Annotated in this window: 12 protein-coding genes and 1 tRNA gene; 5 read left to right on the top strand and 8 right to left on the bottom strand. The window is 65.2% G+C overall.

Features of this window, described 5'->3' with window-relative positions; genetic code table 11:
- The 8 genes from J0I42_RS23650 to J0I42_RS23675 all read right to left on the bottom strand — a co-directional run.
- Positions 1-818 (bottom strand): S49 family peptidase (locus tag J0I42_RS23650; protein WP_291658600.1); only part of this gene is annotated, 818 nt, incomplete at its 3' end.
- Between the two features lie 2 nt (positions 819-820).
- The gene (locus J0I42_RS23655; RefSeq protein ID WP_291658601.1) at positions 821-1,306 is read right to left on the bottom strand and encodes a hypothetical protein; all 486 of its coding nucleotides are present in this window, start codon (positions 1,304-1,306) and stop codon (positions 821-823) included.
- A 10-nt stretch (positions 1,307-1,316) separates the two neighbouring features.
- Positions 1,317-4,601 (bottom strand): DUF4815 domain-containing protein, encoded by a 3,285-nt coding sequence (locus J0I42_RS23660; RefSeq protein WP_291658602.1) that lies wholly within the window; start codon positions 4,599-4,601, stop codon positions 1,317-1,319.
- On the bottom strand, positions 4,598-4,807 hold the full coding sequence (locus J0I42_RS24070; RefSeq protein ID WP_366509876.1) for a helix-turn-helix domain-containing protein: 210 nt from the start codon (positions 4,805-4,807) through the stop codon (positions 4,598-4,600). The genes J0I42_RS23660 and J0I42_RS24070 overlap by 4 nt, the downstream gene beginning before the upstream one ends.
- A gap of 573 nt (positions 4,808-5,380) precedes the next feature.
- A complete protein-coding gene (locus J0I42_RS23665; protein ID WP_291658604.1) occupies positions 5,381-5,785 on the bottom strand; it encodes a hypothetical protein in 405 nt (134 codons plus the stop codon).
- A gap of 600 nt (positions 5,786-6,385) precedes the next feature.
- Positions 6,386-6,637, bottom strand: coding sequence for a DUF6074 family protein (locus J0I42_RS24075; RefSeq protein ID WP_366509877.1), 252 nt, complete (start codon positions 6,635-6,637; stop codon positions 6,386-6,388).
- Entirely contained in the window at positions 6,634-6,867 is a 234-nt protein-coding gene (locus J0I42_RS23670) for a helix-turn-helix domain-containing protein (protein WP_291658606.1), read from the bottom strand. Before J0I42_RS23670 ends, J0I42_RS24075 begins: the two co-directional genes overlap by 4 nt.
- Positions 6,868-7,134: 267 nt before the next feature.
- Positions 7,135-7,224, bottom strand: a tRNA-Ser gene (locus tag J0I42_RS23675).
- A gap of 438 nt (positions 7,225-7,662) precedes the next feature.
- Between J0I42_RS23675 and J0I42_RS23680 the strand changes: the two genes are divergently transcribed.
- The 5 genes from J0I42_RS23680 to J0I42_RS23700 form a co-directional block, all read left to right on the top strand.
- The gene (locus J0I42_RS23680; RefSeq protein ID WP_291658616.1) at positions 7,663-8,769 is read left to right on the top strand and encodes a septal ring lytic transglycosylase RlpA family protein; all 1,107 of its coding nucleotides are present in this window, start codon (positions 7,663-7,665) and stop codon (positions 8,767-8,769) included.
- Between the two features lie 44 nt (positions 8,770-8,813).
- Entirely contained in the window at positions 8,814-10,034 is a 1,221-nt protein-coding gene (locus tag J0I42_RS23685) for a D-alanyl-D-alanine carboxypeptidase family protein (protein ID WP_291658617.1), read from the top strand.
- A gap of 7 nt (positions 10,035-10,041) precedes the next feature.
- Positions 10,042-10,707 (top strand): dTMP kinase, encoded by a 666-nt coding sequence (gene tmk / locus J0I42_RS23690; protein WP_291658619.1) that lies wholly within the window; start codon positions 10,042-10,044, stop codon positions 10,705-10,707.
- Between the two features lie 87 nt (positions 10,708-10,794).
- Complete coding sequence (locus tag J0I42_RS23695) at positions 10,795-11,865, top strand: DNA polymerase III subunit delta' (RefSeq protein WP_291658621.1); 1,071 nt, start codon at positions 10,795-10,797, stop codon at positions 11,863-11,865.
- 21 nt (positions 11,866-11,886) lie between these two features.
- Positions 11,887-12,047: class I tRNA ligase family protein (locus J0I42_RS23700; protein WP_291658623.1), on the top strand; the 161-nt coding region annotated here is incomplete at its 3' end.

The raw sequence follows: 12,047 nt of genomic DNA on the forward strand, positions 1-12,047 counted from the left end.
GCAGCGAAGCCGGCAATGACGGAGGGCAGCGCCGCGACGCGATCGGCCAGCTTGGCGTCGATCGCGGGACGGCGGCCGGTTTTGGGATCGAGCGCGCCGAACATCTTGGCCTCAGTCGCGAGGGCGGCTTTCTCGCCGAGGGCCGGGCGCCCGGCGGCAACCTCGCGAGCGAACATGATGCGGAGATCGTCGACTTCTGTCTGGATCTGATCGCGCACGGCGGGCGGCAGGGTGGCGAACGGGTGGCCGTCGACCTTGTGCACGCCGGAGCTGATCACGCTCACGTCGATGCCAGCTTTCTCCAGCATGGCGGAGATGGCGATGTGCATCGTGTAGACGCCTATCGAGCCGACAGCGCTAAGATCATCCTGCAGTACGATCTCCCCGGCCTGCGCGGCGAGCCAGTAGCCGCCGGATGCGGCGATGGAACCGACAAAGGCCGTGACAGGCTTCGCCCTCCGCGCCGAGCGAATGGCGGCGGCAGGCGCCAGGATGCCGTCGGCATTTCCGCCCGGTGAGTTCACCGCCAGCACGATCGCGCGGATTGATGTGTCTGACGCGGCGCGATTCACCTCGCGCGTTAGGGCCGGGTAGCTGGTGTATCCGGAGCCGTCTCCGAGGAAGTCGTAGCGGTTGATCAGCGCACCGGACACCGGGATGACCGCGACGCCGTCCTGGACTGCGTACCGAGCACCGGTGACCTGGCGCCGATCCGCCGATGCGTGACGCTCAGCCGCGAGCCAGGCGTCGCGCAGCTCGAACGCGTGCGCCTCTGCGATGAGCTGCGGACGGGCGGTCAGGGCGGCGGGCCAATCCATCGCTACGCAGCCCGTCCGTAGAGCTCGCCGAGGTCGAAGACTTCGAATTCCACCGGATGCGCCATCGACAATCCGGCGACCGTCAGGGCGGTAGTGACAGGGCCATCGCCGGCCGAGAAACGCGTGGCAACCGCCTCCGCGCCCCCGCGTGTTGCGAAGTGGAGCGCCAGATCCTGGCGGCTCGGCCATGATGCCGTCACACCGTCGAAGGCGAAATACAGCGCTCGGCGGGTGGCGGCGATATAGGCCATGACGATGAACGGACCGAAGTTGGTCTGGATCTCCGGCGCGGCGGCGATTTCAAAAGCGCAGCCACCTTCGAATGCCGGGCCTGCCGGGTTCGCCTGTACAAGAGCTGCGCTTTCCTCCTCGGTCGCGAACCGCGTGGCCTCATCGATGCGCGGTGTCCAAAGAAAGGCGTCCCCCTGGCGGAGTAGATAGGCGCGGTCGGAACGATGGACGCCCTTCCGGATGACGACGAACGGCATGGCTGTTCTCCTAAATCGAGTAGCCGCGCATCTGCGCGATCGAAGGGCGAGCTGCTGGGCCGCCGGTCAGCGTGATGCGGAGGCGACCCTGAGCGCTCGTGAACGCCGTCTTGGCAAACACGGGCTCGGTCCAGCCGTCGCCGAGAACATCGGTCGTTCCGAGCGTCAGCGCGTCCCAGGTATTGTTCACCTTGTCGACCGCGACCGCGACCATTGCGCCGGCCGGCAGGAACTGGGCGAAGATCGCCTTCACATCGACAGAGGTTCCCATCTCGAATGCCCGGGTGATGTAGGTGCCGCTCGTCCTGATGCGGCCGCCGATCAGGGTCGTCCCTGGATAGAGCGTGGGCGAAATGGTCTCCGTCCCCTCGAGCACCGCCCGCAGCGTCACTACCTCGTCGAGGTACTCCGAGAACTGCCTGGCCTGACCAGGGGCCATCGGGATGACCTGACCGCCGGTTCGGACCAGCTCATAGCGGAACCTCGTCGACTCGGTCGGAAGGTCGACCGTTCCGCGAACCACGATGTCGCTGACCGTGTCGAGATCGGCCGTGATCAGGTTCACCGTACGCGCCGTAGCCGTGAACCGGGCACATACAACCTGGAAGGTCAGGTCGGCCTCCTGCCAAGGCGTCCACGTCAGCCGGTTCGCTGAAGTGAGCAGGACGCCGACCGTATAGGGTTGAGCCGACACCCGGGTCTGCGTCGCGACGTCAACGTCTCCGAGCTTCGCCATCGCGACCGCGTGCTCACCGTCGGCGGTGAGGATGACGAAGCAATACTCGCGATCGCCGCGGCAGAAGACGGGATACGGGAACCGGGCTTCGATCGTGTCGCCAGCCTCCACCGCGACCATGCTGATGAAGGTCTCAGCCAGTACCTCTCTGGTCGGGTAGCCATTGGCGACGGTGGCGAGCTGTACGCGAATTCCGTTCGTGGGATTGCCAACCGCTGTGATCTTGAAGTTGATGCCGGCAACGTGCCGCGGCTCCGGCAACGTGAAGGTCTGAGCGAGGGGATCGTTGGAGTTGCCCGACCCGCCGACGTCGTTCGAAGGATCGACGACCGGGTTTCCGACCTGCTGGATGATCACCTGATTGATGACGGTCGTATTGTTGATGACCGGCGCGGGGATTGGCGCCTCGCGGGTGATCAGGGTCACGCGACGCATCGTCGTGATGTCGATCGTGCCCTCACCCACAAACGAGGCCTGGGCGAAGCTGCCGGCGGCGCCGGTGGCGCGGATGAGCTGACGACCGACCGGGATACCGGCCGGGATGTTGAAGGTCAGTGTAATCGCGCCGAGCGCGTCCGCAGTCTGCGTCCCAGCCGGCTTCACGTTAACGTCGGCCATGGTCAGCGTGGCGAGGTTCTCGCCGACACCGAAACCCTCGAGCTTCACCTGCACCGCAATCGTACGAAGGGTTGAGGCCGCCTCGCGCCGGATCTCCGTGACCTCATTGATCGTGGTCTGACCGGGCGGCTCATTCGGCGCGGCCGCGAACTCCCGCGTGATATCGCTGGTCCAGACGGTTGCCTCGGCCGTCCAGAAGTCGACCGCCGGGTTGAGCGTCATGCCGGCCGGCATCTGGACGAAGTTCTGATAGGGGTTGATCACCGTCGACGAGGTGGCGATGTCCTGCCGGATTACGACCTCCTCGACCCAGGGCAGCAGCTCAACCATGTTGGCTGTCCGCTCGACCTGCACGTCGTCAATAGCGAGCATGCCGACGCCGTTGCTGATGGCGAGCGTCTGTGGCGCGCCTTGGTCGCGATAGAAGTCATTGACGAACCGGTCCGTGAAGATGCCGCGCTTGGCGACCGGGTCGCGCGTCGAAGCCTTCACCTCGAGCTGGGTCCGGTCGAATGTCTCCAGCATATCGATGAGCCGGCGGAAGAAGCGGCGCTGCTCGTCCGCCGTGTAGTTGTAGGTCCCGTTGTTGTCGACGACGGGCGACCCGATCCAGCGGTTATCAATCTCGGCGAGCTTCAGGAGGTTCGCTGGCGCGACCGGCGCCAACCGGCCGGAGCGCGCAGGAATACCCTTCAGATAGACCGGGCGGCCGCTGATATCGAGGCAGAGGATGTCCTTGCGGGGCAGCTTCGAGGTGTAGCTGATCAGCGCGGTGGAGCCGTTGACACCACCCTCCAGCGTCACGGTGTCGTCGGTGACAGAGGTCGGCGTCACGGCCGCATTGTACCGGTAAGTCACCGAGTAAGTTGAGCCGGCGAGAGGCTCAGCGCCACCGGGAGCCCAAGAAACCGCGTCGGCTGAGAGGCTGAAATCTGTGCCGGCCGCATAGGTTGTGGCGCCGGCGGTGACACTCTCAACGGCCACGACCGAGGAGAAGGTCAGCGCATCTACCCCACCTGGAGATGCGCCGCGGACGACGCTCTCCGTTACCCGCTTTACGACGACGGCAGAGGAAACGGTTCCGATGGGAGCCCGAGCGACCGTGATCGTGGTCGATCCGCCTGTCGGACCGGTGAAGGTATGTGGCTCGGCCGCGATGGATTCGAGCTCGAAAGCTTCCGGCTCGGAGTGGCGCATGGCGATCTCGCGGATGCGCTTGTAGCCGAGGATGTTCGCGGTGCCGGCGGCGATCGAGAAGATCTGGCTGCTGCCAACCTTGCCGAGCGCGCGGACCTCGCAGCCATCGACGATGTAGTTGCCGCCGTAGTCGTAATCGTAGCGCGCCATGAGCTGCTGCGCTGTCGACAAGGCCGGCGGCGGGCTCTGGTCGAGCGGCGCGCCGTCCTTGATCGTGTAGACTTGGAAGAACTGGCCGGGGCCGCTCGAGGTCGACAGCGCCCAGACGAGCGAGGCGATGATGCGGACAGAGCCGGGCTCGCCTTCGGCCTCGCTGCCCGGATGGAGGCCCAGGAGGCTGACATCCTCGAGCTCGGTTACGACCGATCGGACGAGGCGGACGCCGACGATGCGCTCGCCAGCCACCAAGGCTCCTTCGAACTCCGCCCCGGCTACCGGAAGAACCTCGCCATCGACATAGACGCGGCCGGGCGAAAGCACGATCGACATGGTCGCCGGATCGACGGGATCTCCCGCGCCATCGAGATCCGGGAAGATATTGATCTCGCAGCCTTCGACCCGGTCTCCGTCCTTGGAGACCATGTTGCCGACGTTCTTGATCCGGCGGTTCGCGATCGTGGAGCGATCGTTGATGTCCGCCGCCTGGGCAAGCTCGTTTTCCCGCAGGACCACATCAGTCCAGCGAGGCTTATGGGACGCGCGATCGTACGCTCCGGCGATGCCGAGAGGATGCTCGAAACTCATGCTGCGGCCCCGCGGCGCCGCGTTTGAGCGGCAATGTACCTGTTCAACTCATCGCGTCGGACACGAACGGAGCCGCCGATCTCCGTCACGGCGAGTGCGCCCTCACGGATCAACCGCTCGACCGTTCGGGTGGTTACGTCGAGCGCCTCAGCGACATCCCAGACGCGCAACAATTCCGGAGTCTCTTGAAAACTGATTTCCGACATGTTGCGACAATACGCGAAACGTATTCGTGAAAGTCAAATACGCTTAGAGCGTAATTACTTGATAAATTGAATGATAACGGATGACAGCGAGCGACAATGAACTATCGCGAAGAATAAATTTTTCTCGAATATTTTCGATTTCTCAAAAGGGGAGGATGTAGGTTCATAGGAATTTTTCAAACGGCGAGAGTCCGGGGGCCACGGCGCGGCTCGCCCTCCGGTCGAAAAGTACGGTCCCTGCGAAATATCCCGCCCAAGCCTACGGCTAACCCGTAGTTATGCCTGCCTCGGCCGTAATCTTCCTGTGCCCGAGCTACCAAGGCCAAGGCTCAAGCCCCTGGCCTTCCTGTGCCCCTGCCTCACGCTGCACAGGCAGGCTCTGCCCAAGCGAACCGACCCAGAGCACAGGTGAAAGGGCGGCCTTCAGGCCCGCCCTGTGACACGATCCAGCATGATCATCTCAAATGGCATTCAATCTGATGCCGACCGGGCCGAACCGTGACGCGCTTGCCCAATTGCGTGACACTTGCACCCGAACAGGCTTTTTCCTGCCCTAACCAACATGGCCTCAGTCTAGATGAGAGGTCGTTCCATGAGTGGAATGTCACTCTCGCACTCATCGTATGGTTCAGCGGCCAAGATATCGTCGAGCCGATCACCGCCAGGCGGGATCGCGCGGTAGCGAGCGATGGCGTCGGTCGCTGCATCACGAAGGCGCTGCGCTGCGGATGGCCTTGCTACCGTCTCGACTACCGGTGGGAGAGGGATTGCCGGTACTCGCACATGCCGGGCTTTGCCTGGCGCCGGACTCGCCATCACGACCCAGCGCGCGACGCCACCCTCAGCCGGCTCGCGCTCGGGATCTGGATACGCGGTGAAGCACAGGCCCTCGAAATTGCCACGCAGGTATCGCTTGCCGTTCGGCGCGACGAATTCCGTCGCTGTCCCTATCTCGAATCTCAACACGTCGGTGGTCATCGATCGTCCTTACGGGGAGGGAGGCGGCGGAGCTTGCGCCCGCCGCTCTCGCCAAGGGGCTCCGGTGCCCTGTGTTCGATTCAGGGCTGCGTCATCGCCGGCTTTGGTATCTTCACTATCTCTATGTCCGCACACGGTGTGCGGGCTATTCGTTCGCCGTGTGCGGGCTAGGCGTTGGCCTCACATAGCCACTAGGGTGCATGCCGTGTGCAGGCTTTTGCGGGACGAGAAGAGCGATGGTCCGGCGCGGTCCGGCGGCGCTCAGTGCGATCAAGCCCACGCCTGAGAGGTGCGCGAGGCCGTATGTCACAGCTCGGTCACCCAGCCCTGTCTCGGTCCTGAACCACCTGTTGCCCGCGCTTGTCTCCAGCGTGTTCCGGTCAACCACAGCCGGCAGCACCCCGACCAGCGCAACAGCTCTGGCGTGACCTTGGACGGCGCGGTAGGCGGCTCGGCGCCAGGTTATGCGTGGATCGCTTGGATGCGCTTCTATGTCGACGCGTGATGCGATTTGTTCGAACGCTCGGGCGGGACGCTTGCGTTGCCCGATCGCAATTTCCGCCGCCGACGCGGGGGCGTCGAGTTTTCGAGCCTGCGCCGTCATACCGCCCGCCCTCCGGAGGCTCCTGACCTAGCTAGGCGTGACCAGACCGCCGCCTCCAGTGTCACGAGGTTACGCCAGATTTCAGCCTCGCCAACCTGCGCGCGACGGAGTTGGGCGACTATGGAATCCATATGTTGGACGAGGCGCGCTTGTGCCCGGTCCGGCGAGGCACTTCCGACGCTATCGACAATTCGCGCCATCTCTCGCTGCCGCGCGACGGTGGGGAAGGGGAGAATGAGGGCGCTCATTGCTCGCCTCGCGCCATGAAAGCCTCGATCTCGGCGCGCTTGATGCGCCGGCTTTTACCGACCTTCACGGAGCGGAGCTTTCCCGAGGAGATGAGTGAATAGAGGGTTGTTTGTGAAATGCTGAGCGCTTCGGCAGCTTCGCGCATCGTCACCATTAGAGACGATGGGGAGCTCACGACGATGCGCTTGCGCGGAGTGGTCGCGACCAATTCAACATGGGATTCTGTCATATATAGCGTCTCCAAGGCTCGGGGAGACGCAGGATCGCGCCGCCCGCTGAAGGTTTCTCCGATTGGGAAAGCCTTTCAGGGCGGACCACGATTGATCCTCTACGGCGTGAAAGCCGCAGCCGAACCGCATCTAACACGAATCAAGGGGTCGCGAACAATGGCGCATGATGCCGCATTCCCCAGCAGTGCGATGGGGTAAAACGCTGGGGCGCGTCCGATATGGAGGTAGAATTAATTATATTAATCAGCGCGTTATGCCGAAATCAATGGCGGAAGGGGTGGGATTCGAACCCACGGTGGGCTTGCACCCACGGCGGTTTTCAAGACCGCTGCCTTAAACCACTCGGCCACCCTTCCGGCGAGCGTTCAATGCCGGTCGGTGCGCCGATTTGCAAGCGGAAGATGGTGGGCTCGCACGAGCCGGCGAAATGATCGCCGAGATGCATGGGCCGCGATGGGCAGCCCGGCCGGGCGATCATTTTACGTATGTGCGACGCGCCCGAACCGTGGCCCGATGGCCACGCTGCACAGAAAAATGGCGATTGCGATGGCTGTGGCGTTGACATGCGCCGCAATTCGAACACTGCTGTGGCCGCCCAACGGCGCAGGGATGGCCTGTTCAGCGGTCCGCTTTCCGGCGGATTTTAGCGGCTTAACGATCCCTTAATGGAATTGGCCGAAAACTCGGCTCCGCTGCCTATGGCGGCGAGCCGGCAGAATGTTTTTGGCGCAGAAAGCGGAATTGGCGGAATGACTCGAGACGCTCGCTTTTCGGCCCGGGAGACCGCTTCGACCATGTCCGGACCGCTGCCTGCGTCTTCTTCCTCCATGCCGACCATCGCCCGCATGGGCTGCGTGATTCTCGTTGGATTGTTCGCGGCCAACTGCGCCGGCAATCAGTCCGCGGGTCGGCGCTCCAAGGAAATCGGCGCCTTCCCGCAGTCGAAATACGGCCCCGCCAGCCAGCGCGTCGTCGCCGAGGGCGAAGAAGTGCCGAAGGGCGGCGGGCGCCAGCTCGTCGGCAAGGCCTATTCCGTAGCCGGCAAGCGCTATACCCCGTTCGAGAAGCCGGTGGGCTTCACGCAGGTCGGTACCGCCTCCTGGTATGGCGAAGCCTTCCATGGCCGCCGCACCGCCAATGGCGAAATCTATGACCGCCACAGCGTCTCGGCAGCGCATCCGACCATGCCGCTGCCTGCCTATGCTCGCGTCACCAACCTGATGAACAGCCGCTCGATCATCGTGCGCGTCAACGATCGCGGCCCCTTCCATGGTGGCCGCATGATGGATCTTTCGCAGACGACGGCCGATGCGCTCGCCTTCCGCCATCTCGGCACGGCGCGTATCAAGATGGAATATCTGGGCCAGGCTTCGCTCGCCGGTTCCGACGACAAGCTCCTGCTCGCCACGCTGCGCACCGACGGTTCAGCCGCTCCCATCCCGGGCACGAGCGCCCGGACGATGGTCGCGAGCACCGACGCCGTCGCCACCACGCGTACGCGCAGCGTCGATATCGAGGCGCAGCCGGCCGTCGAACCGGAGCCCGCGCCGCTTGCCGCGCCCCCGATCGTCCAGGCCTATGCGCCGCAGCAGCCGCGGACGATCACGCCCTCGACCCCCATCGCTGCGACCTTGGCTTCAACTGTTTCCACGTCCGTCGAAGGCCCGTCGCTGCGCGCGGCGCCGCTGCCGCCGAACCGGCCGTTCGATCTCGATACCATCGCCAACGCGGCGAAGCCGGTCGCGGTTCCCGCAACGCTGCGTACGACCCTGCCGCCGACGCGCGCCAGCGTGGCCAGCCTGTTCGCTGCCCCTGAAAAGGGCGCCGGCGAGCGTCTGGCCAAGAGCCATCCGCTCAACAAGCTGGCGCCGCAGACCCTGCAGCCACTCGCGCGCAACTGATCCCGGCTTGACCTGATGGCGGGCGCTCTGCTTCACATCGAGGCATGAGCGCTTTTTGCCGTCAGCCCGGGAGAGCAAGGTCGCCGCAGGCGGTGAGCCGGCTGACAGCCTGCGTTGCCCTGCTGCTCGGGCTCGTCTTGTCCAGCCCGATAGCCTTCGCCCAGAACTTCCAGTCGCAGGCACCCTATGCCGTGCTGCTCGATTCGGACACGGGGGCGGTGCTTTACGAGAAGGCGGCCGACGAATTGATGGTGCCGGCGAGCATGGCCAAGCTCGCGACCGTTCTCGTCGCCTTTCAGGACATCAACGCAGGGCGCCTGACACTCGACAGCGAGATCGGTATTTCCGAGAACGCCTGGCGCAAGGGTGGGGGCCCCTCCGGCGGCTCGGCGATGTTCGCGATCCTCAACAGCCGGATCAAGCTCTCGGACATCCTGCAGGGCATCATCGTCCAGTCCGGGAACGACGCCTCGATCGCGCTTGCGGAGGCGATCGCCGGCGACGAGGCCACCTTCGGCCGGATCATGACCGAACGGGTGAGGGGGCTCGGCCTGACGAAATCCGTTTTCCGCAACGCGACCGGCATGGGAGATCCGCAGCAGCGGGTGACGGCCCGCGAGCTCGCTCTGCTTGCCGACCACATCATCAAGACCTATCCCGAGCTCTACAAGATCTTCGGCCAGCGCGAGTTCACCTGGAACAAGATCCGCCAGCAGAACCGCAACCCGCTGCTGGCGATGGATATCGGCGCGGACGGGCTGAAGACCGGGAATATCGATGAGTCCGGCTTTGGCCTCGTCGGCTCGGCGGTGCAGAACGGCCAGCGATTGATCGTGGTCGTCAACGGCCTGAAGACCGCCCGCGACCGGGCGACGGAAGCGCGCAAGCTGCTCGAATGGGGTTTCCGCGCCTTCGAGCGCCGCCAGCTCTTCGCCGCCGGCGAGACGGTCGGCGAGGCCAGCGTCTATGGCGGCGACAAGGGCCGCGTCGCGCTCCGGAGCAGGAGCGCCGTCAGCCTGCTGCTGCCGCGCGGCAGCACGGAGCGACTGGCTGCCCGGATCGTCTATCGCGGTCCGCTCGCCGTACCTGTCCAGGAAGGCGCTGAGGTGGCGCGGCTGGTGGTGACGCGCGGCGATATCAAGACCCTGGACATCCCGCTCTATGCGGCCGAGAGCGTGCAGGCGGGCACCTTGCAGAGCCGGACGCTGGACGCCTTGTTCGAGGCCACTACTGGCTGGGTTCGCAAGGCGCTGAGCCGGAGCTGAGCAGGTCGTGAGCAAGGGACGTTTCATCACGCTCGAAGGCGGGGAGGGCGCCGGCAAGTCGACGCTGGCGCGCGCGCTCAGCGAACGCCTCGACGCGGCCGGCCTCACGGTGCGGACGACGCGCGAGCCCGGTGGATCGCCCAAGGCCGAGGCCATCCGTGAGATGATCCTGGCGGGGCAGGCGCGGGATTACGGCCCTTTCGCCGAAGCATTGATGTTCTCGGCCGCCCGGATCGATCATATCGACAGCCTGATCCGCCCGGCGCTGGAACGCGGCGAATGGGTGATCTGCGACCGCTTCATCGATTCGACGCGGGTCTATCAGGGCGTGCTCGGCAAGCTCGACAAGGCCGTTCTGGCCGAGCTGGAGGCGGTGACGATCGCCGGGCTCATGCCGGAATTGACGCTGATTCTCGATCTCGATCCCGAGATCGGCCTCGCCCGAGCCGCCAAGCGGCGCCGGCCGGGCGAGGCGATCGACCGGTTCGAGGGCGAGACGCTGGCCTTCCATCGCAATCTGCGCCAAGCCTACAAGGATATCGCGAGCGCCGAACCGCAGCGCTGCGCCGTGCTCGATGCGACGCTACCGCCCGAGGCGCTTGCCGAGGCGGCGTGGCATATCCTGCGCGAGCGTCTGCCCCTGGATCATCGCGCGCCCTATCGGACGCGATAACGATGATCTATCGCATTGTTATCGCATCGGATTTGCCCAAAAAGTGGATTCCACTTTCCGGCCCGATGCTATAGACCCGGACACCTGATGCTAGCGACCAGCGACGAACCCGACCGGCTGCCGAATGCGCCGCATCCGCGCGAGACGCTGGCGCTCGTCGGCCATGCCGTCCGCGAACGGACCTTCCTCGATGCTCTGGCCTCGGGCCGCATGCATCATGCCTGGCTGCTCGGTGGGCCGGAGGGCATCGGCAAGGCGAGCTTCGCCTATCGTGCCGCGCGCTTCCTGCTGGCGGCGGGCGATCCCCAAGCGAGGGCGACCCGCAGCGCCGATCTCGCCATGCCCGAACATGATCCGGCGACGCGGCGGGTGATGGCGCAGTCGCATCCCGACCTGCATGTGCTGCGCCGGATTCCGAAGCCGGACGGCAAGAGCTACACCAGCAATATCCCGGTCGATTCGATCCGGCGCGTGATCGACCGCTTCGGATCGAGCGCGGCCGAGGGCGGCTGGCGGGTCTGCATCGTCGACTCGGCCGAGGACATGGAGCGCTCTGCGGCCAACGCCCTGCTCAAGCTGCTGGAGGAGCCGCCGCCGCGAGCGCTGTTCCTGATCGTCGCCCATGCGCCCGGACGCATGCTGCCGACGATCCGCTCGCGCTGCCGGCTGCTGACATTCGAACCGCTGGCCGAGACCGATGTGGCGGAGGCCGGCCGGCTGGCGCTTGAGCGCATGGAGATGCCGTTCGACGGCTCGGCGCTCCGCCGCGCCGGGAGCCTCTCCGAAGGTTCGGTGCGTCGCGCGCTGACCTATGTCGATCCCGAGACGCTGGCGCTGGTCGAGGCGGTGAGGGCGCGGCTGGATGCCCTGCCGCAGATCGATCTCGCCGCCCTGATGGCGCTGGCCGAGGATGTCGCCGGCAAGGCGGGCGAGCGCGATTTCGCGGTGATGATCGAGACCGTCCAGGGCTGGATCTCCGACCATCTCCACGCGCATGCTGCGGCGCAACCGGCGCGCCTTGCACCGCTGGCGGAGGTATGGGAAAAGCTTGGGCAGCAGGCGCGCGAGGTCGAGACCTATAATCTCGACCGCCGCCCGCTGGTGATGACCCTGTTTCATGATCTGTCGTCTGCGGTGTCCCGCTCGCGCGCAGCGTGAAGCGAAGCTTTCGGACAGACGATGGCCACGGCCCCGAAATTCTATCTGACGACCGCGATCCATTACACCAACGGGCCGCCGCATATCGGCCACGCCTACGAGATGGTGGCGTCGGACGCGATCGCGCGCTTCAAGCGGCTCGACGGCTACGACGTCTTCGCCATGACCGGCACCGACGAGCA

Source organism: Allobosea sp. (assembly GCF_017308015.1).
Taxonomy (GTDB): Bacteria; Pseudomonadota; Alphaproteobacteria; order Rhizobiales; family Beijerinckiaceae; genus Allobosea.